The sequence below is a fragment of the Pseudomonas putida genome (assembly GCF_009883635.2).
Lineage (GTDB): Bacteria > Pseudomonadota > Gammaproteobacteria > Pseudomonadales > Pseudomonadaceae > Aquipseudomonas > Aquipseudomonas putida_W.
Genome location: NZ_CP026115.2, coordinates 1,548,012 through 1,574,222, shown reverse-complemented (window position 1 = coordinate 1,574,222; position 26,211 = coordinate 1,548,012). Strand labels below are relative to the sequence as shown.

Genomic DNA, 26,211 nt, shown 5'->3' with positions numbered 1-26,211 from the left:
TTATGCCTTGATACGCAAAAGCCCCGCTCACTGGTATGAACGGGGCTTGGCGGTGTTTCGTCAGAAGTGGACGCTGGTGGTCAACAAGGCAGTCCGCCCGGCCGCCTGGTTGGCGAAGTGGGTGGAGAACGCCTTGTCGTAGTAGACCTCGTTGGTCAGGTTCTGCACGTTAAGTTGCAGGTCGACGTTCTTGGTCAGCTTGTAGGCGGCCATGGCGTCGTAGCGCACGTAGCTGTCGACCATGGTGGTGTTGGCCACGCTGCCATAAACGTCATCCACGTAGAAGGCGCCGCCACCGACGGTCAGCTTCGGCGTGATCGAGTAGGTCGTCCACAGGCTGGCGCTGTTGTTCGGCGTGTTCGGCAGCTGGTTGCCGTCGTTGGCCTTGCCCAGCGGGCCGCCGTCGATCTGGCGCGCTTGCATGTAGGTGTAGCCGGCGAATACCTGCCACTTGTCGGTGATCTTGCCGCTGGCCGACAGCTCGATGCCCTGCACGCGGGTTTCGCCGACGTTTTCGTAGGTGGTGGTGTTCACCTGGACGCGGGCGTTTTCCTTCTCGGTGCGGAACAGCGCAGCGGCCAGGGACAGGCGCTCGTCGAGCAGGTCCCACTTGGTGCCGATTTCGTAGTTGGTGGTCTCTTCCGGCTCCATGTCGCTGCTGAGCAGGTTGCCGTTACGGTCTGGGGTGCCACCCAGCGGGTTGCCTTCGGTGCCTTCACCCAGCATGGCGCCTGGTGGCGTAGCCGAGGTGGCGTAGGACACGTAGATGCTGCCGTTCTCGGCCGGTTTCCACACCAGGCCCAGTTGGCCGGTCACGAACTCGCTGACGTCGTCGCCTTTGGCTGTGGTGGTGCCGGCGGCATTGTAGGTCTTGTAGTCGGTGTCGAAGTGGTCGTAGCGCAAGCCCATGTTGAGCAACCACTCGGGGGTCAGCTCCAAGGTGTCGAACACGTAGATCGCGCGGGTCTTGCTCTTGGTGTCGGTGCCAGCGTAGTTGCGGGCAACACTGCCGTTCCACGGATCATCCGGGTTCGGATTGCTCAGCGAGGTGCAGTTGTAGCCGCTGGTAGCTCCGATCATGCCAGGGGTGCAGTTGGTGTTGGCAGCGCCGCCCGGGACGGTGTCGGTGTTGACGGTGTACGACGAGCGGTCGCTCTCTTCCCGGCTCAGCTCGATACCGGTGGAGAAGCTGTTTTTCAGGCCTCCCAGGTAGAACTCGCCGAACAGGTCGGTCTGGTTGGTAGTGGTGGCGGTGTTGCCAACGCGGGTGTTGGCGCGGCGCCAGACGCTGCCGTTGTTGACGTTGCCCTTGCTGTCGTCGGGCTGGGTCAGGATGTAATCCTGCATGCTGTTGCCGTGACGCAAGGTGTTCTTGATGGTCAGCGTGTCGGTCAGGTCGTGCTCGATGGCGAAGGTGGCGATGTCGACACGGGTCTTGCGGAAGTCGCGGTCGGTGAGGCCGTAGAAGTTGTCGCTGTCGCCACCGTCGTTCGGCTTGCTCGGGTGCGCAGAGGTACGTGCGGCGCTGCCACCGGTAGGGATGGTGTACGGAATGCCCGAATCCGGCAGGTCGTCACTTTCCAGGTGGTAGTAGTCGAGGTTGACGCGGGTGGCGGTGCCCAGACCGAAGGCCAGCGACGGGGCGATACCCCAGCGGTCGTAGTTGACCTTGTCACGGCCGGCGACGTTGCTTTCGTGGGTCATCAGGTTCAGGCGGCCGGCAACGGTGTCGCTGAACTGGTAGTTGCCATCGAAGGTGTAGCGCTGGGTCTGGTCGCTGCCCCAGGTCCAGGCGCCATCGAGCGAGTTGCCCAGGTGTGCACGCTTGCTCACCAGGTTGATGGTACCGCCTGCGGCGCCACGGCCACCGATGGCCGAGTTAGGGCCCTTGGCCACTTCGACCGATTCGATGGCGAAGATTTCGCGGGTCTGGGCGCCCGTGTCGCGCACGCCATCCAGGTAGGTGTCACCCTGGGCGTCGAAGCCACGGATGAACGGGCGGTCGCCTTGCGGGTTGCCGCCTTCGCCAGCACCAAAGGTGATGCCGGGCACGGTGCGCAGGGCGTCCTGCAGGGTCAGGGCGTTGGTGTCCTTGATCACTTGCTGCGGGATGACGGTGACCGAACGCGGGGTGTCCACCAGCGGTGCGGTGTACTTCTGCGAGGAGGCCTTTTCGACCTTGTAATCGGTACTGGCCTGCTCAGCCTTGCCATTGACGCTGGTGGCGTCGAGGGTGACGGCATTGCTGGCAGCCGGGTCGGCGGCGTAGGCGCCCGAAGCGCTCAGGGCTACCCCGATGGCCGAGACGATCAGGCGTGGTGAACTCACTGCAGATGGTACGTGACGCATTGTTATTGGCCTTCCCCAAGGTGTGAAGGCCGCGGATGTTAATGTAAGGGATTGTAAGGCACAATTGAGACTCGTTACCATTCGCTAAGAATTTACAATCTTTACATATTCTCTTTACGATTTATGGACGCTGAATCGTCTAAGGCACAGCCAGGGCTTGTGCAGCGTAAAAGGGAATCAATATCATTGAGCCCTTTACAGATCTTAACGGTGCCGCCGCCATGCTGCTTCATATCCCAGGGTTGTTCGACGCCGATGAACTGGCCCGTATCCGCGAGGCGCTGGAGCAGACTGACTGGGCCGACGGCAAGGTCACGGCCGGTTACCAGTCGGCCAAGGCCAAGCACAACCTGCAGCTGCCGGAAGGGCACCCGCTGGCCAAGGAGCTCGGCAGCGCACTGATCGACCGCTTGTGGCAGACCCCGCGTTTCATGTCGGCGGCGCTGCCGCACAAGGTGTTCCCGCCACTGATCAACTGCTACCGCGAGGGCGGCAACTTCGGTTTCCACATCGACAACGCCCTGCGCCAACCCAAGGGCAGCCCGGAGCGGGTGCGCACCGACCTGTCCTCGACCCTGTTCCTCAGCGACCCGGACAGCTACGACGGCGGTGAGCTGGTGATACAGGACACCTACGGCATGCAGCAGGTCAAGTTGGCGGCCGGCGACCTGGTGCTGTACCCCGGCACCAGCCTGCACAAGGTCAACCCAGTGACCCGTGGCGTGCGCTATGCGGCGTTCTTCTGGACCCAGAGCCTGGTGCGCGAGGACAGCCAGCGGGCGCTGCTGTTCGAAATGGACAATGCCATCCAGCAGCTCACCGCCGATGTGCCGGATCACCCGTCACTGCTGCAGCTGACCGGCACCTACCACAACCTGCTGCGCCGCTGGGCCGAGGTCTGAGCCATGTCCTATCAGTTGCGTCGTGAAGAAGTGGTGGATGCTGCCGGCCTGCAGGCCATGCTCGAACACAGCCCAGGCAAGGCGGCTCAGGCGATCCTGGCGGCGGCGGGGGAGGGCATGGTCGAGGCGCAGTTGCTGCTTGGGCAGATCCTGCTCGATGGCCGTGGCATCGAGCAGGATGCCGGTGTCGCCCGACGCTGGTTCGGCATTGCCGCGCAGGGGGGCAGTGCCATGGCGCACAACATGCTCGGTCGTTGCCTGGAACATGGCTGGGGGGGCGAGGTGAACCTGGCGCAGTCGGCCATTCACTATGCACGGGCGGCCGATGCCGGGCTGGATTGGGGGTTGTACAACCTCGGCAATCTGCTGGCTACCGGGCGTGGCCTGCCGGCCAACCAGGCCCAGGCGCTGAGCTGTTACGAGAAGGCCGCGCAGATGGGCCATGCCAAGTCGATGAACCTGTATGGGCGCTACCTGGAGCATGGTATTGCTACGGCGCCGAGCCCGGTGCGGGCGGTGCGCTGGTATCGGCGATCGGCCGAAGCGGGGGATTTTCGTGGGATGTTCAGCCTGGCGATGGTGTTGGCCGAGCGGGGTGAGGTGGCCGAGGCCGGGAGCTGGCTGGAGCGCGCGCGAGTCCAGGGGAATGAGAACTTCCTGCGCAGCGCCCTGGTGACATTGCAGGGAGCGGGGCCGGTGTTGATGGCCTTTGCCGGGAGCTATGCTGAAGAGCTGCAGCGGCGCGAGGCCTGATGTCGCCTGTGCCGGTACAGGAGATCACACATGAAAACGGGGCCTTTCGGCCCCGTTCTGCATTACAGGTAGTAAGCCTTCAGCGGCGGGAAGCCGTTGAATTCCACTGCGCTGTAGCTGGTGGTGTAGGCGCCGGTCGACAGCCAGTACAGGCGGTCACCGATGGCCAGGTTCAGCGGCAGGCCATACTTGTAGTTTTCGTACATGATGTCGGCGCTGTCACAGGTCGGGCCGGCGATGACCACTTCTTCGGCTTCGCCTTTCTTCTCGGTCCAGATCGGGAACTTGATGGCTTCGTCCATGGTTTCGATCAGGCCGGAGAACTTGCCCACGTCGGTGTAGATCCAGCGCTCGACGGCGGTGCGCGACTTGCGTGCGACCAGCACCACTTCACTGACCAGGATACCGGCGTTGGCGATCAGCGAGCGGCCTGGCTCGAGGATGATTTCCGGCAGGTCGTCACCGAAGTCTTCCTTCAGGAAGCGAATGATCTCTTCGGCGTAAGTCTCGAGGCTGTTGGTACGGGTGATGTAGTTGGCCGGGAAGCCGCCACCCATGTTGATCAGCTTCAACTCGATGCCGTCTTCTTCCTTCAGGCGCTCGAAGATCACCTTGACCTTGGCGATGGCCGCGTCCCATACGCTGATGTCGCGCTGTTGCGAACCAACGTGGAAGGAGATGCCGTAAGGCACCAGGCCCAGGTCACGGGCGAGGATCAGCAGGTCCATGGCCATGTCGGTCTGGCAGCCGAATTTGCGCGACAGTGGCCAGTCGGCCGTGGTCGAGCCTTCGGTGAGGATGCGAACGTATACCTTCGAGCCCGGCGCGGCCTTGGCGATGTTGCGCAGGTCGGCTTCCGAGTCGGTGGCGTACAGGCGCACGCCCTTCTCGTAGAAGTAGCGGATGTCCTTGGACTTCTTGATGGTGTTGCCGTAGCTGATACGGTCGGCGCTGACGCCACGGCTCAGGACCTTGTCCAGCTCGTAGATCGAGGCAATGTCGAAGCTCGAACCTTTCTCTTTGAGCAGGTCGATGATCTCGACGGCCGGGTTGGCCTTGACCGCGTAGTACACCTTGGCGAATTCGAAACCAGCACGCAGGTCGTCATAGGCCTGGCTGATCATCTGGGTGTCGATGAGTACGAACGGGGTTTCCTGCTTGTCGGCGAACGCCTTCATTTTCTGGAAGGTATCACGCGCGAAATAGTCTTCGACCTGGATCGACATGCTCAGGGACTCCATGGGCAAACTGAAAGATTAAGTGGCTGCAAACTGAACGTCCTCCGTATCCCCACTTTGGTTCGCCTACTCAGTACTTGAGCCGGATGGATCGTTTCCAGCATGGACGTTCGGCGCGCACTTTAGGGCGTGAAGAATGCAGAATCAACAGGCAATCCGGGCGCGATCGTCGTGGAACGACGCCCTACCCGTTGAATAACCGACTCGCATGACCAGCTGATGTTCCCCTGGGTGTTTCAAGCGTAAAAAATTGTGGAATGGAGCGTTCTGACCCCTGTGCAGGCAAGCCCCTTTTTACAGGCATCAAGCGATTCCTGTGGGAGCGGGCGTGCCCGCGAAAAGGCCTCAGGTGTTCATATTTATGGCCACATTTCCCTGGCACCACCGTGCATGAAAAAGACGATAAATTTTTTGTTACCGTCGGGCAGATTTGCCGTTATGGATGAGAAACATTACTATTCGCACCCTCATCCGCCTCCCTGACGACCCCGACCGTGTCCGGACACAAAGGCTTCCTCGACCACTACCATGAGCTGATCGGCACCTGGACGCGCAAGTTGCGCAGTCGTCAGCAGGCCGAGGACCTCACCCACGATGCCTTTGTCCGGGTACTGGAAAACCCGCGCGAAGAGGTCGAGCAGCCTCGCGCCTACCTGCACCAGACCGCCCGCAATATCGCCGTGGACGGGTTTCGCCGCGAAGACCGGCGTCAGGCCCTGGAGCTGGAGGCTTTCGATGAAGGCAGCAGCGCCAGCGACGACCCGGAAGCCTACATGCATGCCCTGGAGCTGGCCGACAGCGTCGAGCGTGCATTGGCCGAGTTGCCGCTGAACTGTCGCCGGGTGTTCATCTGGCAGAAGCTTGAAGGCCTGAGCCAGGCCGAGATTGCCGAGCGCATGGGTTTGACCAAGAACATGGTCGAAAAGTATATGATTCGCACGCTCCGACATCTGCGTGAGCACCTGGATGTGTCAGCACGATGAGTCAGGAGACCTTTCCGATGAAACAGCACGGTTCCGAGACCGTCCGTGAGCAGGCGGCCGCATGGTTCGTGCGCATGCAGGACGCGCCGCGCGATGCCGCGCTGCACAAGCAGCTACGTGCGTGGCTGGCCGCCGACCCCAGCCACCGTGCCGAGTACGATGCCCTGGCCACGGTCTGGAGCGCGGCGGAGCTGATCCCGCGCCAGCGCCTCGAAGCGCTGTGCGAGCCAGACCCGGTACGCCAGCTGCCGCAGCGGCGCCTGCTGCGCCAGGCGCTGGCGGCGAGTGTGGCGGTGGTGGCGCTGGGGCTGGGCTGGACGGGCTGGCACTACCAGCAGCTCAATCACCAGGATCAGCTGCAGACGGCCTTTGGCGAGCGCCGCCAGGTCGAGCTGCCCGATGGTTCGCACCTCGAACTCAACGGCGCCACCCAGCTGCACGTCGATTTCAGCCCAGGCCGTCGGCACATCCAGTTGAACGCAGGTGAGGCGATGTTCATCGTCGCCCACGACAGCAGCCGCCCGTTCGTGGTCGATACCGCCCAGGGCAGCGTGACCGTGACCGGCACCCGTTTCGATGTGCGCCTGGACCCGGCCGCTACCCGTGTTGCGGTGGAGCAGGGTTCGGTGCGTGTGCAGGGGAGCGACACCTCGTTGGCGCAACTGGGCGCTGGCCAAGGTTCCCACATAGACGCGCATGGCAAGGTCGCCGCACCTTATGCGGTCAACGCCAGCGCACTGACCGCCTGGCGCCAGGGCAAGCTGGTATTCGACAACGCTACCCTCGCCGAGGTGGTGGCCGAAGTGTCGCGATATCGCGCCCAGCCACTGCGCGTGGCACCTGGCAAAGTTGCCCAGTTGCGCGTCTCCAGCACCTTTAGCACCGATGACACGGACGCGCTGCTGCGCGCCTTGCCGAGCATCCTGCCGGTGGCGATCAAGGCCAATGAAGACGGCTCCCGCGAAATAATTGCGAAATAGATTCAGGTTTTTTTCCGCTCGTTCGTCTTCCCCGCCAGCTGCAACTGCCAAGCATTTCCATTCGCATGCGGTTGGCGTTTATTCCTTCTTCAGGATGTTTCGACGACGTGAACAACAACAAACCTTATCCACGCTTGAGCGCTCTGGCGCTGGCCCTGGCGGTCAGCACCGCAGCCGTCAATGCCCAAGCCGAGCAGGCAGGCACGATCCAGATCCAGGCCCAGCCTCTGGCCTCGGCACTGAGCCAGTTGGGCCAGCAGACCAACCTGCAGCTGTTCTTCAGCCCCGAGCTGGTGGCTGGCAAGCAGGCCCCGGCCGTGTCCGGCAACCTGGCGCCCGAGCAGGCGCTGCAGCAACTGCTGCAGGGCAGCGGGCTGACCTACGAGAAGTCCGAGGACACGGTGGTGGTGAAGCCGGCCCAGCCTGCCGGCACGCTCACCACCGGCAGCCTGGAACTGGCGCCCACCGACGTGAAGGTGGTCGGTGACTGGCTGGGCGATGCCGACCAGGCCGTGGTGCAGAACCACCCTGGCGCGCGCACCGTGGTGCGCCGCGAGGCGATGGTGGAGAAGGGCGCGATGAACGTGCGCGATGTGCTGCGCGGCATCCCTGGTGTACAGGTACAGGACAGCAACGGCACCGGTGGCAGTGACCTGTCGCTGAACGTTGGCGTGCGTGGCCTGACCTCGCGCCTGTCGCCACGCTCGACCGTGCTGATCGACGGCATTCCGGCAGCCTTTGCGCCCTACGGCCAGCCGCAGCTGTCAATGGCACCGATCTCTTCGGGCAACCTCGACAGCATCGACGTGGTGCGCGGCGCAGGCTCGGTGCGCTATGGCCCGCAGAACGTCGGCGGGGTGATCAACTTCGTGACCCGGGCGATCCCCGAAAAGGCATCGGCTGAGCTGTCCACCACGCTGGAAACCTCCCAGCATGGCGGCTGGAAGCACACCGAATCGGCGTTCGTCGGCGGCACTGCCGACAATGGCATGGGCGTGGCGTTGCTCTATACCGGTGTGAACGGCAATGGCTACCGTGAAAGCAACAACGGCAACGACATCGACGACGTCATCCTCAAGACCCATTGGGCACCGACCGACGTCGACGAGTTCTGGCTCAACTTCCACTACTACGATGGCCGTGCCGACATGCCTGGTGGCCTGACCCAGGCGCAGTACGACAGCAACCCGTACCAGTCGCTGCGCGATTACGACTACTTCGCCGGCCGGCGCAAGGACGTGTCGTTCAAGTGGCAGCGCCAGCTGGACGATGCCACCCAGTTCGAAGTGCTGACCTATTACACCGACAGCTTCCGTGGCAGCGCCATCGCCGCGCGCGACATGAAGACCCTGTCGTCGTACCCGCGCAATTACCACACCTTCGCCATCGAGCCACGGGTGTCGCGGATCTTCTTCGCAGGCCCTACCACGCAGGAAGTCAGCGTCGGTTACCGCTACCTGAAAGAGGCCATGCGCGAGCAGTCGACCCGCCTGGCGCTGATCGACAACGTGCCGACGCCCACGCCGACGTCCGACGGCCACGTGTTCCAGGACCGCAGCGGTGGTACCGAAGCCAGCGCCTACTACATCGACGACAAGATCGATGTCGGCAACTGGACCATCACCCCGGGCATCCGTTTCGAGCACATCAATACTGACTGGCGGGATCGCCCGGTGCTCGATGCCAACAACCGCCCTGTGCCGGAGAAGAACCGCAGCATCACCAGCAACGAGCCACTGCCGGCGCTGAGCGTGATGTACCACATCTCCGATGCCTGGAAGCTGTTCGCCAACTACGAGACCTCGTTCGGCAGCCTGCAGTACTTCCAGCTGGGCCAGGGCGGCACCGGCAACAGCACGGCCAACGGCCTGGAACCGGAAAAAGCCAAGACCTACGAGCTCGGTACCCGTTATGACAACGGCGGCTTCGCCGGTGAGCTGACCGCGTTCTACATCGACTTCGACGACGAGTTGCAGTACATCAGCAACGACGTGGGCTGGACTAACCTCGGCGCGACCAAGCACCAGGGTATCGAGGCTTCGGTGCGCTATGACCTGGCCGGGTTGGACCCGCGCCTGGACGGCCTGTCGGTGAGCGGTGGCTACACCTATACCCGCGCGACGTATGAAGGGGATATTCCGGGCTTCAAGGGCCGTGACCTGCCGTTCTATTCACGCCAGGTGGCCACAGCCGGCGTGCGCTATGCGATCAACCGCTGGACCTGGAATCTGGATGCCTTTGCCCAGTCCAAGCAGCGTGCGCCGGGGACCGGGATCAATGCCAATGGTAGCTTCACGGGTGACTACATCACCGAACCGAGTGCCGATGGGCAGTATGGCGATATTCCGGGGTATGTGACCTGGCATGCCCGTGGTGGGTATGAGTTCGGGCCGCAGATGTCCAACCTGAAGCTTGCGGCGGGGGTAAAGAACCTGTTCGACAAGCAGTTCTTCACGCGTTCGAGCGACAACAATGCCGGCATTTATGTCGGTGAGCCGCGGACCTTCTATGTGCAGGCCAGTGTAGGGTTCTGATACCGCGTTGCCTGCTTCGCGGGACAAGCCCGCTCCTACAGGTGCAGCGCCAGCCTCAAGGCTAGTAGAGGACCTGTGGGAGCGGGCTTGTCCCGCGAATGGGGCGCGAAGCGCCCCCAGCGATTACGAAGCCACCACCTCGGCCGGCGAAACAATGCTGGTCTTCGCCCCCCGCGAACGCCCCGAGCTCAGGTAGGCCGCAATCGACTCCTGCGTCACTTCGCCCAGGAACACCTGCTCGGCATCCAGCACCGGCAACCAAGCCCGGTTGAACTCGTACATCCGCGACAACAGGATGCGCAGGTGCTCGTCATGCGACGCCGTGGCATTGAACGGCCGCAGGAAGTCGCCACAGGTGCCTTGCTGGCGGTGCATGTCACGCCGACGCACATACCCCAGCGCCTTGTTCTGCCCATCGGTCACCACCACATAGCGGCGGTCGTGCTCGTCGAGCAGCTCCAGCGCATCGCTGACCGGCGTCTGCGGGCTCACCGATGGCGCGTTGTCCGCCGCATCCTCCGCACGCACCAGCAGCAGGCGCTTGAGCGTGCTGTCCTGGCCGACGAAGTTGCTTACGAAGTCATCCACCGGGTGCGCCAGCAAGGTGTCCGGGTGGTCCAGTTGCAGCAGCTTGCCGGCGCGGAAGATGGCGATCTTGTCGCCCAGCTTGATCGCCTCGTCGATGTCATGGCTGACCATGATCACAGTCTTGTTCAGCGCCCGTTGCATCTCGAAGAACTCGTTCTGGATCATCTCGCGGTTGATCGGGTCGACCGCGCCGAACGGCTCGTCCATCAGCAGCACCGGTGCTTCCGCCGCCAGTGCGCGGATCACGCCGATGCGCTGCTGCTGGCCGCCGGACAGCTCACGGGGGTAGCGCTGCAGGTATTGCTTGGGTTCGAGCTTGATCATGTGCATCAGCTCGCGGGCGCGCTCGTGGCACTTCTGCTTGTCCCAGCCGAGCAGACGCGGGACCACGGTGATGTTCTCCTCGATGGTCATGTTGGGGAACAGGCCGATCTGCTGGATCACGTAGCCGATGTGTCGGCGCAGGGTCACTTCGTCGAGGGCGCTGGTGTCTTCGCCGTTGATCAGCACCCGGCCTGAGGTCGGTGCGATCAGGCGGTTGATCATCTTCAGCGTGGTGCTCTTGCCGCAGCCTGACGGGCCGAGGAATACGCAGATTTCACCTTCATTGACGGTGAGGCTGACAGAGTCGACGGCTTTGACGTCCTTGCCGTTGACGTTGAAGGTCTTGCTGAGGTTCTGGAGTTCGATCATGAGCGCAGTCCTTCTGGAGTCAGGGCACGTTGCAGGGTTTGCAGGAGCAGGTCGGCGACGATCGCCAGCAGGCTGACCAGCACGGCGCCGACCAGCAGCATCGACATGTCGCTGCGGCTGATGGAGGTGAGGATGAGCACGCCCAGGCCGCCGGCGCCGATGGTGGCGGCGATGGTCATGACGCCGATGTTCATCACCACGGCGGTGCGCACGCCGGCGAGGATCACCGGCACTGCAATGGGCAGCTCGACCATGCGCAGGCGCTGGCCGAAGGTCATGCCGATGCCGCGCGCCGCTTCACGGATGCCGGGCTCGACGTTGGTCAGGGCCAGGTAGGTGTTGCGCAGGATCGGCAGCAGCGAATAGAGGAACACCGCAGTGATCGCCGGCAGCGGGCCGAGGCCCTGGCCGAACTTGGAATAGAACGGCAGCAGCAGGCCGAACAGGGCGATGGACGGGATGGTCAGCAGCACCGTGGCGCTGGCCTGCAGCGGGCCGGCAACAGCCGGGAAGCGGGTCATCAGAATGCCCAGCGGCACGCCGACGATGATTGCCAGGCCCACGGCGACGCCGACCAGCATGATGTGCTGCCAGGTCAGCTGCAGCACCTGGGCCCAGTCGAGGTGGGCGAATGTGTCGAGCAGGCTCATGGCTGTACCTCGCTAGGCATTGGGTGCTCACGCAGGAAGGCCGCGGCCACCGTGGTCGGGTTCTGGTGTTCCACGTCGACCTTGGCGTTGAGCTGGCGCATGGTTTCGTCATCCAGCTGCTCGGCCAGGGGCTTGAGCAGGCCGACCAGTTTCGGGTTGGCGTCGAGCACCTGTTTACGCACCACTGGGGCGGCGGTGTAGTCGGGGAAGTAGTGCTTGTCGTCTTCCAGCAACTTGAGGTCGAACGCGCTCAGTCGGCCGTCGGTGGTGTACACAAGGCCGGCGAACACCTGATTGTTGTGCATGGCGGTGTAGACCAGCCCGGCATCCATCTGGCGGATGTTGGCACGGCCCACTTGCAGGTCGTACATCTCTTTCAGGCCGACCAGGCCGTCCGGGCGGTTGGCGAACTCGGTGTCCAGTGCCACCAGATGCTTGCGCTGGCTTTCGTCACGCAGCACCAGGTTGAGGTCGCTGATGGTATTGACCTGTGGATAAGCCTCGGCCACCTGCTTGGGCAGGCCGAGGGCATAGGTGTTGCTGAACTTCGACGGGGTCAGCCAGATCAGGTCCTTTTTCGCGTCCAGTTCCTTGACCTTGGCGTAGGTGGCCTCGGCATTGGGCATGCGCTCGTCGATATGGTTGTATGAGACCAGCGACACGCCGGTGTATTCCCACATCAGGTCGAGTTGCCCGGTTTCCTGGGCCTGGCGCGCGATGCTGCTGCCAAGGCCGGTGGTGACGCGCACGTCGAAGCCGTTGGCACGCAGGTATTGCGCGGTGATTTCGGCGAGCACGGTCTGTTCGGTGAACACTCGCGCGCCGATGCGGATCAGGGGTTTTTCCGCTGCCTGGGCAAATCCTGCGAACAGCAGGGCCGCGCCCAGCAGCAAGGCGATTCTCTTGTTCATGGGTTCCCTCTTGTTATCCAGCCAGGCCACGTTCCAGCCAGCGCTTGCTGGAGAAACTCACCAGCGCATCCAGCACCAGCGCCAGCAGTGCGGTACAGGCGGCACCGAGCAGCAGTTGTGGCTGGTTGTTCAGGGCGATGCCGGGGAAGATCAGGCTGCCCAGGCTGTTGGCGCCGATCAGGAAGGCCAGCGGCGCGGTGCCGACGTTCAGTGCCAGGGCCACGCGCACGCCGCCGACGATGATCGGCACGGCGTTGGGCAGTTCCACCTGCCAGAGTTGCTGGCGCGGGGTCATACCGATGCCGGTGGCGGCTTCCTTGAGCGAGGCGGGGACGTTTTTCAGGCCCTCGTAGGTGTTGCGCACGATGGGCAGGAGGGAGGCGAGGAACAGCGCGAAGATCGCAGGCCCGGCACCGATGCCCAGGATACTCAGGGCGATGGCCAGAACGGCCAGGGGGGGAATGGTGTTGCCAACGTTGAAGAACTGCATGAAGCGTTCGGCTTTGTCGACCCGGTGCGGTCGACTGAGCGCAATGCCGGCAGGGATGCCCACGGCCAGCGCCGCCGCCATCGAAGCCAGCACCAGTACCAGGTGCGCTTGCAGGTAGAACCCAAGATCGTCGCGATAACGCGCGATCGTGTCGATGCCGATCCAGTGGATCAGCAGGGCCAGGATGACGAGCACGGTGGCGCATCCCAACAGCCCTTTACCGTAGCTTTTTGCCACAGGCGGACTCCTTGTGTTGTCGGCGAGCACACTTCTTGGTAGCCGGCCAGTGCTGGCGGCGGGTGGTGTGTTCGCGAGTAGCAGCGTGAGGCAGCCGAAGGCTGCGATCAGGCCATGAGCCGAACCCCGTCGGGCCCGAAAATGCTGATGACACTAGCCCCCCAACCGAAGCGGATTGCAGGGGGATGGACGTCTCCGTTGGCGTAAAGGTTCCCATCTGAGACGGCATTTGGCCAGCGTTAATCACTGGGGGAAAGCTAGCATGGCGAGAAAAAACAGCGGGTTAATGCGCTGCAGGCGTTGAAATAGCTGCCCTGTGGCCTTTTGTCGTGATAAAGCGATTGTCTGATGAATTTGTTGCGTCTGTACTGGCCCTTTCGCGGGCACCACTCATTCCTCAGGTTTTGGTCCAGGCCCAACTTCAGGTATGATATCGCCCCTTTTAAATCCCCCAGTCAGGCGATTTCCCATGACCAACCAGGCCGCCGAAGTCGCGAAGCGCCGCACTTTCGCAATCATTTCCCACCCCGACGCCGGTAAGACCACCATCACCGAGAAGCTCCTGCTGATGGGCAAGGCCATTGCCGTCGCCGGTACCGTGAAGTCGCGCAAGTCCGACCGCCACGCCACTTCCGACTGGATGGAAATGGAGAAGCAGCGCGGCATCTCCATCACCACCTCGGTGATGCAGTTCCCGTATCGCGAGCACATGATCAACCTGCTCGACACCCCCGGCCACGAAGACTTCTCGGAAGATACCTACCGCACCCTGACCGCGGTGGACTCGGCGCTGATGGTGCTCGACGGCGGTAAAGGTGTAGAGCCGCGGACCATCGCCCTGATGGATGTGTGCCGCCTGCGCGACACGCCGATTGTCAGCTTCATCAACAAACTCGACCGTGACATCCGTGACCCGATCGAACTGCTCGACGAGATCGAAGCCGTCCTGAAGATCAAGGCCGCGCCGATCACCTGGCCGATCGGTTGCTACCGCGACTTCAAGGGCGTGTATCACCTGACCGGCGACTACATCGTGGTGTACACCCCGGGCCACGGTCACGAGCGCACCGAAGCCAAGATCATCCAGAACCTGGACTCCGACGAAGCTCGCGCGCATCTGGGCGACCAATACGATTCGTTCGTCGAGCAACTGGAGCTGGTGCAGGGCGCCTGCCACGAGTTCAACCAGGAAGAGTTCATCAGCGGTCAACTGACCCCGGTGTTCTTCGGTACCGCGTTGGGCAACTTTGGTGTCGACCATGTGCTCGACGCCGTCGTCGACTGGGCGCCGCGCCCGCTGGGCCGCGTGGCCCACGAGCGGACCGTCGAGCCTGTTGAAGAGAAGTTCACCGGCTTCGTGTTCAAGATCCAGGCGAACATGGACCCGAAACACCGCGACCGTATCGCCTTCATGCGCATCTGCTCGGGCAAGTACGAGAAGGGCATGAAGATGCGCCATGTGCGTATCAACAAGGACCTGCGCATCGGCGATGCGCTGACCTTCTTCTCCTCCGAGCGTGAGCAGCTGGAAGAGGCCTATGCCGGCGACATCATCGGCCTGCACAACCACGGCACCATCCAGATCGGCGACACGTTCACCGAAGGCGAGTCGCTGGGCTTCACCGGTATCCCGCACTTCGCCCCGGAGCTGTTCCGCCGCGTGCGCCTGAAGGACCCGCTGAAATCCAAGCAGCTGCGTCAAGGCCTGCAACAGCTGGCCGAAGAGGGTGCGACCCAGGTGTTCTTCCCGGAGCGCAGCAACGACATCATCCTCGGTGCGGTCGGTGTGCTGCAGTTCGACGTGGTCGCCAGCCGCCTGAAGGAAGAGTACAAGGTGGAATGTGCCTACGAGCCGATCACCGTCTGGTCGGCCCGCTGGATCGGCTGCGATGACAAGAAGAAGCTCGAGGAATTCCAGAACAAGGCCATGGAAAACCTGGCCATCGACGGTGGCGGTCACCTGACCTACCTGGCGCCGACCCGGGTCAACCTGGCGCTGATGGAAGAGCGCTGGCCGGACATCAAGTTCCGCGCCACCCGCGAGCATCACTGATCGCTGATTTGGGGCTGCTGTGCAGCCCTTCGCGGGACAAGCCCGCTCATGGGATCGCACTCACCTGTAGGAGCGGGCTTGTCCCGCGAAGGGCCGCAAAGCGGCCCCATTTCAATTCCCGGCTTTGATGCTGGTCCAGATCCGGGTCCGAATACGATCAATCTTCGCCGGCATCGCCTCAAGGGCATACAACTTGCCCATCACATCCTCGCTCGGGTAAATCATCGTATTACCCTTCATCGCCGGCTCCACCAGCCCGTCCGCCTTGAGGTTGCCGTTGGCGTACTGCACATGGTTGCTGATGTTGGCCATCACTTCCGGCTGCAGCAGGTAGTTCATATAGGCATACCCGGCCTTTTCATCCGGCGCATCGGCCGGCATGGCCACCATGTCGAACCACATCGGCGCACCTTCCTTGGGGATCGAATACCCCACCTTCACCCCGTTCTTCGCCTCTTCGGCGCGGTTCTTCGCCTGCAGTACGTCCCCCGAGAAGCCCACCACCACGCAGATATCGCCGTTGGCCAGGTCACCGGTGTACTTCGATGAGTGGAAGTAGCTGATGTACGGCCGCACCTGCATCAGCAGCGCCTTGGCCTTGTCGTAGTCGGCCGGGTTCTGGCTGTGGTGCGGCAGGCCCAGGTAGTGCAGGGCGATCGGCAGCAGCTCGGGGCCGTTGTCCAGCACCGCGACGCCGCAGCTCTTCAGCTTGCTCATGTACTCGGGCTTGAAGATCAGGTCCCAGGAATCCACCGGCGCATTGTCGCCGAGCACTGCCTTGACCTTGTCGATGTTGTAGCCGATGCCAGTGCTGCCCCACAGGTACGGGAAACCATACTGGTTGCCCGGGTCGTTGACCTCCAGCGCCTTCATCAGCACCGGGTTGAGGTTGTGCCAGTTGGGCAGCTGCGACTTGTCCAGAGGCTTCAGGGCCTTGCCCTGGATCTGCCGGGCCATGAAGTGGTTGGAGGGGAACACCACGTCGTAGCCGGAGTTGCCCGTCATCAGCTTGCCGTCGAGGGTCTCGTTGCTGTCGTAGACGTCGTAGGTCGGCACGATGCCGCTGGCTTGCTGGAAGTTCTTCAGCGTGTCGGGCGCGACGTAGCTGGACCAGTTGTAGATCTTCACCGTTTCGGTGGCGCTGGCGACGCTGGCGGCCAGCATCAGGGGAGCGAGAAGGAGCGTGCGCATGTCGGGTTTACCTTGCTTTGTCTGTTGTTATCGAAGGCAGGCGATCAGCGGATCAGAAAATCAGAACGTAGGTCTTGCGCACGGTCTCCTGGATGTCCCAGATGCCGGTGCTGTTGGCCGGTAGCATCAGTACGTCTCCGGCTTCTATGACCAAGGGCTCGCCACCGTCGGGGGTGAAGGTGCAGCGGCCCTTGATGAAATGGCAGAACTCCTGCTGCACGATCTGCCGCCGCCAGCGCCCGGGCGTGCACTCCCAGATGCCGGCTTCGACGCCGTCGCTGCGTTCCACGCAGGTGACCGAAGCCACTGCCACGGGTTCGCCAAGCGGCACCGCGACCGGGTTGGCGCTTTCGAGCACGGCGCTGTCTGTGTGTTTGAACTGGGTGATGTTCATGACCGGTGGATCCTGTGTCGGGGTAAGGGAAGTCAGTGCATGAAGCCTTCCATGAAGTCCGCAAGGGAGCTGGCCAGGCGCCGCCTCCAGGGCGCGCTGGCGGGGTTGGCGAGGGTCCGGTCCTCGTGGACGAAGCTCTGGATGATCGCGTTGTAGCCGAGCCAGCGGCAGGGCTCGGGCGGCCAGCTGGCCAGGCTCGCAACCGGGCGGTTGTCGAGCACCCAGGGTTGCGCGGTCAGTTGGTTGTGCTGGTTGAGGATCAGCGCCGCCAGCGTGCGGCCGCCAAGGTTGGTGGCACCGACACCTTCGCCACCGTAGCCGCCGGCCAGGGCGATGCCGCGCTGGCGGTCGCACAGCATGTGCGGGCGGAAGCGCCGCGCCATGCCCAGGTTGCCGCCCCAGGAGTGGGTGATGCGTGCGTGCTTGAGTTGCGGGAACAGTTCGCCGAACAGGTAGCGCCGCAGTTCGATTTCGTGCTCTTCAAGGTTGAAGTTCTCGCGCAGGCGGCCACCGAAGCGGTAGCCGCCACGGGCGCCGAACACCAGGCGGTTGTCGGCGGTGCGCTGGCCGTAGGTGACCTGGCGGCTGCTCTCGCTGAAGGCCTGGCCTTGATTCAGGCCGATCTGTTCCCAGGTGGATTCCGGCAGTGGTTCGGTGGCCACCAGCAGGCTCTGCACCGGCAACTGGTGCTTGCCCAGCGGCGGCAGGCTGGCTGCGTACCCTTCGACCGCCGGCACCATCCACTGGCAGCGGATGCGCGCCAGGGGCGAGCGTACTTCGCCGGGCTGCCAGTCGATGGCCGGGGTGTTCTCGTAGATCGTCACGCCGAGGGCTTCCACGGCCCGAGCCAGGCCACGGGCCAGCTTGGCCGGGTGAATGGTCGCGGTGTGCGGGCTGTAGATCGCGCCGTAGGCATTGCTGACACGCAGTTGCGCGTCCAGCTGCTCGGGGCGCAGCCAGCGGTAGTCGTCTTCGGTCATGCCTTGGCGATACAGATCGTCGAGGTAGGCGCGCAGGCTGCGTTCCTGCTCCGGGTAACGCGCGGCGCAATACAGCACGCCGCCTTTGCGGTAGTCGCAGTCGATGCCCTCGCGCTGCAACACGCTGTGCACTTCATCAGGAATGCCATGCAAAAGGTCGATGCTGGCGCGGCGCTGCTGCGGCGACAGGGTGGCGAGCAGGCGGTCTTCGCCGAGCAGGTTACCCATCAGCCAGCCGCCATTGCGCCCCGAAGCGCCGAAGCCGGCGATGTTGGCCTCGATCACCGCGATGTTCAGTTGCGGCGCCTGGCGCTTGAGGTAATAGGCGGTCCACAGGCCGGTGTAGCCGGCGCCGATGATGCAGACATCGACCTCGAGGTCCTGGCGCAGGGCCGGGCGCGCGCACAGCGGCTCGTCGAGCTGGTCCATCCACAGGCTGAGCGTGCGCAAGGGTTGCATCGGGTTTTGCTCCACATCCGTCAAGGTCTGTGGGCGATGCTAGTGGTGTCGGCCGGTGGCTGTCTTACGTGCGTGCACGCAGGGAAATTTGCTTGAGATAGGCCTTGGGCGTGAGGCCGGTGTGTTCGCGGAAGCACTTGTAGAACGCCGAGAGCGAGTTGAAACCGGCGTTGAATGCCAGATCGTCGATCGGCGCCTCGACGCTGTCGTCGTCGAGGCTGGCCATCAGGTGTTGCAGGCGCGCCTGGTTGACGTAGCGGTAGAAGCTTTGCCCAAGCACCTGGTTGAGCAGGTAGGAGATCTGGTTGCGGCTGTAGCCACTGGCGTCGGCCACCTGCTGCAAGTCCAGCTCTGGGTCGAGGTAGGGACGCTGGCGCTGGAAGTAGTGCTCCAGGTCCTGGGCCATGGTCGACAGCTGCCGTGGCGACAGGCCCAGGCGGCTGGTGGCCGGGCGCGGGCCGCTGCTGACCAGGCCGTTGCCGTTCTGGCGAACCAGGGTGGCGTACTCGTTGACCCGCCAGATCAGGCCGTCCTTGACGGTGATCGCTTCGCTGGACTGGAACGCCACCAGGCCGTCGCCGCCCTGTACCGTGACCTGGTACTGGATGAAGGCGGTGCAACCGTCGACGCGGATGCGGTCGCTGTGGACGATGTCCTCGCCGGCTTCATGGGGCAGGCAGGCGCGCACGTAGTCGCGTAGCTCGCGGTAGCCGAGCACGCGGTTCTGGAAGAAGTCGTGGTAGTGGATGTCGGGGTGGTAGAGCGCGATCACGCCGTCGAGATCACGGTGCTTCCAGCACAAGTGGTAGCGCAGCACGGTGTCGGCGGTCAGCGGGGTCTGGGCGGGCGTGTCGAGAAGGGTCATGCCCGAATCATGCCTTGCCCTCTGGGCGTCGACAAGAATGCAGAACACCTGATGCAGTTCGGCAATTCGCGCATTTTGCACGGTTCAGGCGCTGGTCTGATTGCTAACTTGTTGATTTGGAAGGGTGTCATTTTTTGTCACAACTGGCACAGCCGCTGCAATGGTTATTGCGCGAATGGAATTCTCGCTAACAACCCAATACAGGCGAACACATCATGATCCCCTCTGCCGACTATCCCGTTGTTGATCCCCAAAGCCGTTCAGGAGTGTCCTGGGCCGCGATCTTCGCTGGTGCCGCCGCCGCTGCTGCCTTGTCCCTGATCCTTGTGGTTCTTGGGGCAGGATTGGGCTTTGCAGCGACTTCCCCTTGGGCTAACGAAGGGGCGAGCGCCAAGGCGCTGGGCATTTCCACCATCGTCTGGCTTCTGCTCACCCAGATCATTGCATCAGGCCTAGGCGGCTACATCGCGGGTCGGCTGCGAGTGAAATGGGCCAACCTGCATGGTGATGAAGTGTACTTCCGCGATACCGCCCACGGCTTCTTGTCCTGGGCAGTGGCGACACTGGTGGCGGCAATGCTGGTACTGGGCGCTGCGGGCAACGTGATTGGCGCGGGTGCCAGCGCGGCCTCCCAGGCGGCGACCGTGACCGCTGCGGCAGGGGGAGCTGCTGCGGCTGGCAACAACAGCAATTCGATGGGGTATTTCGTCGATAGCCTGTTCCGTGGCGAGGGGCCAGCTCCAGTCAGTGAGGATGCCGCCAATGGCGTGGCAGCTCGCATTCTGGCCAAAGGAATCGCCAGTGACGGCGCCTTGCCCGCAGAGGATCGTGCCTACCTGGCGCAGCTGGTGGCCCAACGTACCCGCTTGACCCAGCCGGAGGCCGAGGCACGCGTCGATCAGGTCATGGCACAGGTACAGCAGCTGAAGGTGGATGCCAAGCAAGCGGCTGACAAAGCGGCCAAGGTGGCGGCCTGGACTGCGCTGTGGACCTTCGTCGCGCTGCTTTGCGGCGCATTCTTTGCCAGCGTGGCTGCGTTGTATGGCGGCCGTCTGCGCGACCGCGTGCAATGGCTTGAAGGCGACTACGTCGCTCATCGCACCATTCAACGTTAATCAAGGAGAATCACCATGCGCTCGATATTGCTTTGGATGCTCGGGGTACCTATTCCCGTCATCATCCTGATTGCTTTGTTCATGCATTGATCCAAAGGGCGGCGTAAGCCGCCCTTTGCGTTGGTGCCCGATAGAGAAATGAACCATGCGCTCTTTATTGCTATGGATGATTGGGATACCGATACCCGTAATCATCCTGATCTGGATTTTCATGCATTGAGAAGCTGGGGCTGCGAGGCGGCCCCAGCAATCTAAAGCCTAAAGAAACTGCTCGGCATAATGGCAGGCGACCTGTCGCGTACTCACTTGCCGCAACGCCGGCACCTCCTTGGCACAGCGCTCGGTCGCATACGGGCAGCGCTTGTGAAACGCACACCCATCCGGCGGATTCAGCGGGTTGGGCAACTCCCCGGCAATACGAATCTTCGGTTTCAACGGGTCGGGATGAATCGCCGGTGTCGCCGACAGCAGCGCCTGGGTGTACGGATGCAAAGGTTTCTCGTAGATATCCTCCTTCGGCCCCATCTCCGCCGGCCGCCCCAGGTACATCACCAGCACCTGATCGGCCACATGCCGCACCACCGCCAGGTTGTGGGAGATGAACACGTAGGCGGTGTTGAACTCTTTCTGCAAGTCCATGAACAGGTTCAGCACCTGGGCCTGGATCGAAACGTCCAGCGCCGAAGTCGGCTCATCCGCCACCAGCACCTTCGGTTGCAGCATCATCGCCCGGGCCAGGGCAATCCGCTGGCGCTGACCGCCAGAGAACATATGCGGGTAGCGCTGGTAATGCTCAGGGCGCAGGCCGACCTGCTCCATCATCTTCTGCACTTTCTCGCGCCGCTCGGCCTTGCTCAGTGAGGTGTTGATCAGCAGCGGCTCGACCAGTTGGTCACCGATCTTCTGCCGTGGGTTGAGCGAGGCATAGGGGCTCTGGAACACCATCTGCACGTCGCGGCGCAGTTGCTTGCGCTCGGACTTGCTGGCGCCTTTCACTTCGGTGCCAGCAATCTGCAGCGAGCCGGAGGAGGGCTCCTCGATCAGCGTCAGGGCGCGGGCCAGGGTCGACTTGCCGCAGCCGGACTCACCGACCACGGCCAGGGTCTTGCCGGCCTCCAGTTCGAACGACACGCCGTTGAGCGCGCGCACCAGGGCGTGGCCCTTGAACAGCCCGCGGGAGACTTCGTAATGCCGGGTCAGCTCCCGGGCAGTGAGAACGACGGCCATCACGCCACCTCCTGGTTCAGCGGGTAGAAGCAACGCACCAGGCTGTGGGCCTGCGGGTCGAGGGGTGGGCGCTGGTGGCGGCAGTTGTCCTGCACGTACGGGCAGCGCGGCGACAGCAGGCAGCCAGCCGGGCGGTCATAGCGGCCGGGGACGATACCGGGCAGGGTGGCCAGGCGCTCGGCGCCGATGCTGTGCTCGGGGATCGCCGCCAGCAGCGCTTCGCTGTAGGGGTGGGCGGGCACGTCGAACAGCTCCGGCACCTGGCCGACTTCCACGGCCTGGCCGGCGTACATCACGCACACGCGTTTGGCGGTTTCGGCGACCACGGCCAGGTCGTGGGTGATCAAGATGAGCGCCATGTTGCGCTCTTTCTGCAGGTTGACCAGCAGTTCCATGATCTGCGCCTGGATAGTCACGTCGAGCGCAGTGGTCGGTTCGTCGGCGATCAGCAGCTTGGGTTCGCCGGCAATCGCCATGGCGATGGCGACGCGCTGGCTCATGCCGCCGGAGAGCTGGTGCGGGTAGGCGTCCAGGCGGCTTTCCGCAGCCGGGATTTCGACTTTTTTCAACAGCTCAAGGGCACGCTGGCGCGCCGCCTTGCCCTTCAGGCCCAGGTGCTGGCGCAGCACTTCCTCGATCTGGTAACCGACGGTGTAGCTGGGGTTGAGCGCGGTCATCGGGTCCTGGAAGACCATGGCGATGTCTTTGCCCACCACCTTGCGCCGCTGGCGGCCGCTGAGCTTGAGCATGTCGGTGCCATCGAAGGTGAGCGAATCGGCGGTGATGCGCCCGGGGGCATCGATCAGGCCCATCAGGGCCATCATGGTGACGGACTTGCCCGACCCGGACTCGCCGACAATGGCGAGGATCTCGCCGACCTCCACCGCCAGGTCCAGGCCGTCGACCACGGGCACGGCATTGGCGTCGCCGAAGCGCACGTTCAGGTTGTTGATCTGCAACAGTGACATGGCGTTCTCCTCAGGCGGCGTTCTTGAGTTTCGGGTCCAGCGCATCGCGCAGGCCGTCGCCCATCAGGTTGATTGCCAGCACACTGAGCAGAATGGTCAGGCCAGGCAGGCTCACCACCCACCAGGCGCGCTCGATGTAGTCACGGGCCGAAGCCAGCATGGTGCCCCACTCGGGGGTTGGTGGTTGCACGCCGAGGCCGAGGAAGCCCAGGGCGGCGGCGTCGAGGATCGCCGACGAGAAGCTCAAGGTGGCCTGCACGATCAGCGGTGCCATGCAGTTGGGCAGCACGGTGACGAACATCAGTCGTGGCAGACCGGCACCGGCCAGGCGTGCGGCGGTGACGTAGTCACGGTTCAGTTCGCCCATCACCGCAGCACGGGTCAGGCGCACGTAGGACGGCAACGACACGATGGCGATGGCGATCACGGTATTGATCAGGCCAGGGCCGAGGATGGCGACGATGGCCACGGCCAGCAGCAGCGAGGGCAGGGCCAGCATCACGTCCATCAGGCGCATGATCGAGGGGCCGAGCACCTGCGGGAAGAAGCCGGCCAGCAGTCCCAGCAGGATCCCCGGGATCAGCGACATCACCACCGACGACAGGCCGATCAGCAGCGACAGCCGCGCGCCCTGGATCAGGCGCGACAGCAGGTCGCGGCCCAGTTCGTCGGTGCCGAGGATGAACTGCCAGCTGCCGCCGTCAAGCCACACCGGCGGGGTCAGCAGAAAGTCGCGGTACTGCTCGCTCGGGTCATGGGGGGCGACCCATGGCGCGAACAGGGCGCAGAACACCACCAGGCACATGAAGGCCAGGCCCATTACCGCGCCCTTGTTGCGCGAGAAGGCGTGCCAGAATTCTTTGTACGGCGATGGGTAGAGCAGGCTCTGGTCCACCGGGCTGGCCGGTGTGACGGATTTCGGAATCGGGCTAGTCATGGCGAAGGCCTCAGCGCTGATGACGGATGCGTGGGTTGGCCAGGCCGTAGAGGATATCCACGACGAAGTTGACCAGGATCACCAGGCAGGCGATCAACAGGATGCCGTTCTGGACCACGGGGTAGTCACGGGCGCCGATGGCTTCGATCAGCCATTTGCCGATGCCCGGCCAGGAGAAGATGGTTTCGGTGAGCACGGCGCCGGCCAGCAGTGTGCCGACCTGCAGGCCGAACACCGTCAGCACCGGGATCAGCGCGTTGCGCAGGCCATGCACGAACACCACGCGGGCGGGCGACAGGCCCTTGGCGCGGGCGGTGCGGATGTAGTCTTCACGCAGCACTTCGAGCATTGACGAACGGGTCATGCGGGCGATCACCGCCAGCGGAATGGTGCCAAGCACGATGGCCGGCAGGATCAGGTGCATCACTGCGTCCTTGAACGCGCCTTCCTCGTCGCTGAGCAGGGTGTCGATGAGCATGAAGCCGGTCTTCGGCTCGATGTCGTAGAGCAGGTCGATGCGCCCGGAAACCGGGGTCCAGCCCAGGCTCACCGAGAAGAACATGATCAGGATCAGGCCCCACCAGAAGATCGGCATGGAATAGCCGGCCAGGGAAATCCCCATCACCCCGTGGTCGAACAGCGAACCGCGCTTGAGCGCAGCGATCACCCCGGCCAGCAGGCCGACCACGCCAGCGAACAGCAAGGCGGCGAGGGCCAGCTCGAGGGTGGCGGGGAACAGGGTGAGGAACTCGGTCCACACGCTCTCGCGGGTGCGCAGCGATTCACCGAGATCGCCGTGGGCCAATTTGCCGACGTAGTCCAGGTACTGGACCGGTAGTGGCTTGTTCAGGCCGAGGCGCTCCATGGCCTGGGCGTGCATCTCGGGGTCGACCCTGCGCTCGCCCATCATCACTTCCACCGGGTCGCCGGGGATCAGGCGTATGAGCGCGAAGGTCAGCAAGGTGATACCGAAGAAGGTCGGTATCAGCAGGCCCAGGCGCCGGGCAATAAAACTCAACATTGTCGGGGTTACCTCATCAGCAGGTCACGCAGTGTCGCCGGTGCCCGTGCGGGGTCCCGGCGATCGTTGTTGTTCTACTTCACCCGGGTGGTGGCGAAGTTGTTGTTGGTCAGAGGGTTGATCACGTAGCCCTCCACGTTGTCACGCATGGCGGTGAACATCTTCGGATGGGCCATGCTGATCCAGGGTTGATCGTCATCGTACACCTTCAAAGCCTCGGCATAGAGCCTGGCGCGTTCGTCGTTGTCGATCACTTCGCGGGCGCGGGTGATCAGCTCCTGGAATTCAGGGTTGCACCAACGTGCATAGTTCTCGCCGCTTTTGGCGGCATCGCAGCTGAGCAGCGGGCTGAGGAAGTTGTCCGGGTCGCCGTTGTCGCCGGCCCAGCCGGTGGACACCAGGTCGGCCTCGCCGTTCTTGGCACGGCGCAGCATCTCGGCCCACTCCATCACGCGGATATCCAGCTTCAGGCCGATCTGCTTGAGGTCGGCCTGCAGCATTTCGGCGGACAGGCGTGGGTTGGGGTTGGTCGCCCCGCCGCCGTTGCGGGTGAACAGGGTGATCACCGTGCCTTCCGGTACCCCGGCTTGCTTGAGCAGCTCGCGGGCTTTGGCCAGGTCGCGGGGCGGGTTCTTGTTCTCGGTGTTGTAGCCGATCATGGTCGGCGGGTAGGGGTTCACGCCGACCAGTGCGTTGCCCTTGCCGAACAGCTGGTCGACGTGGGTCTGGCGGTCGAAGGCCATGTTGATGGCTTTGCGCACGCGTACGTCGCTCAGGTACTTGTGTTCGGTGTTCATCGCGATGTAGCCGGTGACCAGGGCTTCGATTTCGTCGACCTTGAGCGTCGGGTCTTGCTTGATCAACGGTATGTCATCGGGCTTGGGGTAGAGCGCCACCTGGCATTCGTTGGCACGCAGTTTCTGCAGGCGCACGTTGCTGTCGGTGGCGATGGCAAAGATCAGCGCATCGGCCGGTGGCTTGCCGCGGAAGTAGTCCGGATTGGGCTTGTAGCGAACCTGGGCATCCTTGTTGTAGCGCTGGAAGATGAACGGGCCTGTGCCGATCGGCTTGCTGTTGAGGTCGCCAGTCTTGCCGGCCTTGAGCAACTGGTCGCCGTATTCGGCGGAGTAGATCGAGGTGAAGGCCATGGCCATGTCGCGCAGGAACGGTGCTTCGGGGCGGGTCAAGGTGATCACCACGGTGTGGTCGTCGGTCTTGGCCACCGACTTGAGCAGGTCCTTGAAGGCCATGCTCTCGAAGTACGGGTAGCCGACGCTGGTCTTGTCGTGCCACGGGTGGTGCGGGTCGAGCTGGCGATTCACGCTCCACAACACGTCGTCGGCGTTGAAGTCGCGGGTCGGCTTGAAGTAGTCGGTGGCGTGGAACTTCACCCCCTGGCGCAGGTGGAAGGTGTAGGTCAGGCCGTCGGGCGAAATGTCCCAGCGTTCGGCCAGGGCCGGCTGGATGTCGGTAGTGCCGGGCTTGAAGTCGACCAGGCGGTTGAACACTGTCTCGGCCGAGGCATCGGCGGTGACCGCAGTGGTGTACTGGACGATGTCGAAGCCTTCCGGGCTGGCTTCGGTGCACACCACCAGCGGCTTGGCCGCGAGGTTGCCGGCGGCGCCGAGGATGACCGCTGCCAGGGCAGCGCGGAGCGGTAGCGATGTCATGGAAACTCCCTGCATGCATTGAT

22 protein-coding genes are annotated in these 26,211 nt (G+C 63.4%); 7 read left to right on the top strand and 15 right to left on the bottom strand.

From position 1 onward, the window contains the following. Window positions 1–60: 60 nt before the first annotated feature. Window positions 61–2,349 (bottom strand): TonB-dependent receptor, encoded by a 2,289-nt coding sequence (locus C2H86_RS07255; RefSeq protein ID WP_159412023.1) that lies wholly within the window; start codon window positions 2,347–2,349, stop codon window positions 61–63. 221 nt (window positions 2,350–2,570) lie between these two features. Here C2H86_RS07255 and C2H86_RS07250 point away from each other — a divergent pair, with 221 nt between their 5' ends. Together C2H86_RS07250 and C2H86_RS07245 are read left to right on the top strand one after the other, a co-directional pair. Continuing rightward, entirely contained in the window at window positions 2,571–3,251 is a 681-nt protein-coding gene (locus tag C2H86_RS07250; RefSeq protein WP_159412022.1) for a Fe2+-dependent dioxygenase, read from the top strand. A 3-nt stretch (window positions 3,252–3,254) separates the two neighbouring features. Further along, entirely contained in the window at window positions 3,255–4,004 is a 750-nt protein-coding gene (locus C2H86_RS07245; RefSeq protein ID WP_159412021.1) for a tetratricopeptide repeat protein, read from the top strand. Window positions 4,005–4,066: 62 nt separating this feature from the next. Here the strand turns inward: C2H86_RS07245 and C2H86_RS07240 are convergent, their stop codons facing one another. Continuing rightward, window positions 4,067–5,230, bottom strand: coding sequence for a type III PLP-dependent enzyme (locus tag C2H86_RS07240; RefSeq protein WP_159412020.1), 1,164 nt, complete (start codon window positions 5,228–5,230; stop codon window positions 4,067–4,069). Between the two features lie 506 nt (window positions 5,231–5,736). On the opposite strand from C2H86_RS07240, the gene C2H86_RS07235 reads away from it, so the two are divergent. From C2H86_RS07235 to C2H86_RS07225, 3 genes are all read left to right on the top strand, one after another. Beyond that, complete coding sequence (locus C2H86_RS07235; protein WP_159412019.1) at window positions 5,737–6,225, top strand: RNA polymerase sigma factor; 489 nt, start codon at window positions 5,737–5,739, stop codon at window positions 6,223–6,225. 17 nt (window positions 6,226–6,242) lie between these two features. Further along, complete coding sequence (locus tag C2H86_RS07230) at window positions 6,243–7,205, top strand: FecR family protein (RefSeq protein WP_159412018.1); 963 nt, start codon at window positions 6,243–6,245, stop codon at window positions 7,203–7,205. 107 nt (window positions 7,206–7,312) lie between these two features. Next, entirely contained in the window at window positions 7,313–9,739 is a 2,427-nt protein-coding gene (locus C2H86_RS07225; RefSeq protein ID WP_159412017.1) for a TonB-dependent siderophore receptor, read from the top strand. Window positions 9,740–9,862: 123 nt separating this feature from the next. Here C2H86_RS07225 and C2H86_RS07220 read toward each other — a convergent pair whose 3' ends face one another. Genes C2H86_RS07220 through C2H86_RS07205 form a run of 4 tightly spaced genes read right to left on the bottom strand, consistent with a single transcriptional unit; the run spans window position 9,863 to window position 13,308 of the window. Beyond that, window positions 9,863–11,020 carry an osmoprotectant ABC transporter ATP-binding protein OsmV gene (locus C2H86_RS07220; RefSeq protein ID WP_103445605.1) on the bottom strand — a complete coding sequence of 386 codons (1,158 nt, stop codon included), beginning with the start codon at window positions 11,018–11,020 and terminating at the stop codon, window positions 9,863–9,865. Continuing rightward, a complete protein-coding gene (locus tag C2H86_RS07215; protein WP_159412016.1) occupies window positions 11,017–11,670 on the bottom strand; it encodes an ABC transporter permease in 654 nt (217 codons plus the stop codon). The genes C2H86_RS07220 and C2H86_RS07215 overlap by 4 nt, the downstream gene beginning before the upstream one ends. Next, entirely contained in the window at window positions 11,667–12,581 is a 915-nt protein-coding gene (locus C2H86_RS07210) for a glycine betaine ABC transporter substrate-binding protein (protein WP_159412015.1), read from the bottom strand. Before C2H86_RS07210 ends, C2H86_RS07215 begins: the two co-directional genes overlap by 4 nt. 13 nt (window positions 12,582–12,594) lie before the next feature. Further along, a complete protein-coding gene (locus C2H86_RS07205) occupies window positions 12,595–13,308 on the bottom strand; it encodes an ABC transporter permease (protein WP_159412014.1) in 714 nt (237 codons plus the stop codon). 469 nt (window positions 13,309–13,777) lie between these two features. Here C2H86_RS07205 and C2H86_RS07200 point away from each other — a divergent pair, with 469 nt between their 5' ends. Continuing rightward, window positions 13,778–15,361: a peptide chain release factor 3 gene (locus C2H86_RS07200; RefSeq protein ID WP_159412013.1), complete on the top strand. Its 1,584-nt coding sequence runs from the start codon at window positions 13,778–13,780 to the stop codon at window positions 15,359–15,361. Window positions 15,362–15,472: 111 nt separating this feature from the next. Here the strand turns inward: C2H86_RS07200 and C2H86_RS07195 are convergent, their stop codons facing one another. The 4 genes from C2H86_RS07195 to C2H86_RS07180 all read right to left on the bottom strand — a co-directional run bounded on the left by C2H86_RS07195 (window position 15,473) and on the right by C2H86_RS07180 (window position 19,250). Beyond that, a complete protein-coding gene (locus C2H86_RS07195; protein WP_159412012.1) occupies window positions 15,473–16,552 on the bottom strand; it encodes a polyamine ABC transporter substrate-binding protein in 1,080 nt (359 codons plus the stop codon). 52 nt (window positions 16,553–16,604) lie between these two features. After that, on the bottom strand, window positions 16,605–16,946 hold the full coding sequence (locus tag C2H86_RS07190; RefSeq protein WP_159412011.1) for a cupin domain-containing protein: 342 nt from the start codon (window positions 16,944–16,946) through the stop codon (window positions 16,605–16,607). Window positions 16,947–16,978: 32 nt separating this feature from the next. After that, window positions 16,979–18,385: an NAD(P)/FAD-dependent oxidoreductase gene (locus tag C2H86_RS07185; protein WP_159412010.1), complete on the bottom strand. Its 1,407-nt coding sequence runs from the start codon at window positions 18,383–18,385 to the stop codon at window positions 16,979–16,981. A 64-nt stretch (window positions 18,386–18,449) separates the two neighbouring features. After that, entirely contained in the window at window positions 18,450–19,250 is an 801-nt protein-coding gene (locus tag C2H86_RS07180) for an AraC family transcriptional regulator (protein WP_159412009.1), read from the bottom strand. Window positions 19,251–19,465: 215 nt separating this feature from the next. Here C2H86_RS07180 and C2H86_RS07175 point away from each other — a divergent pair, with 215 nt between their 5' ends. Further along, window positions 19,466–20,365 carry a hypothetical protein gene (locus C2H86_RS07175; protein ID WP_159412008.1) on the top strand — a complete coding sequence of 300 codons (900 nt, stop codon included), beginning with the start codon at window positions 19,466–19,468 and terminating at the stop codon, window positions 20,363–20,365. Between the two features lie 258 nt (window positions 20,366–20,623). On the opposite strand, the gene C2H86_RS07170 is transcribed toward C2H86_RS07175, so the two are convergent. From C2H86_RS07170 to C2H86_RS07150, 5 genes are all read right to left on the bottom strand, one after another. Then, window positions 20,624–21,592, bottom strand: coding sequence for a peptide ABC transporter ATP-binding protein (locus C2H86_RS07170; RefSeq protein ID WP_159412007.1), 969 nt, complete (start codon window positions 21,590–21,592; stop codon window positions 20,624–20,626). Further along, entirely contained in the window at window positions 21,592–22,560 is a 969-nt protein-coding gene (locus C2H86_RS07165; protein WP_159412006.1) for an ABC transporter ATP-binding protein, read from the bottom strand. Before C2H86_RS07165 ends, C2H86_RS07170 begins: the two co-directional genes overlap by 1 nt. A gap of 10 nt (window positions 22,561–22,570) precedes the next feature. Continuing rightward, a complete protein-coding gene (locus C2H86_RS07160; protein WP_085673653.1) occupies window positions 22,571–23,497 on the bottom strand; it encodes an ABC transporter permease subunit in 927 nt (308 codons plus the stop codon). 10 nt (window positions 23,498–23,507) lie between these two features. Then, a complete protein-coding gene (locus C2H86_RS07155; RefSeq protein ID WP_027920247.1) occupies window positions 23,508–24,518 on the bottom strand; it encodes an ABC transporter permease subunit in 1,011 nt (336 codons plus the stop codon). A gap of 74 nt (window positions 24,519–24,592) precedes the next feature. Next, window positions 24,593–26,188, bottom strand: a complete 1,596-nt coding sequence (locus C2H86_RS07150; RefSeq protein WP_159412005.1) for an ABC transporter substrate-binding protein — start codon at window positions 26,186–26,188, stop codon at window positions 24,593–24,595. Between the last annotated feature and the right edge of the window lie 23 nt (window positions 26,189–26,211).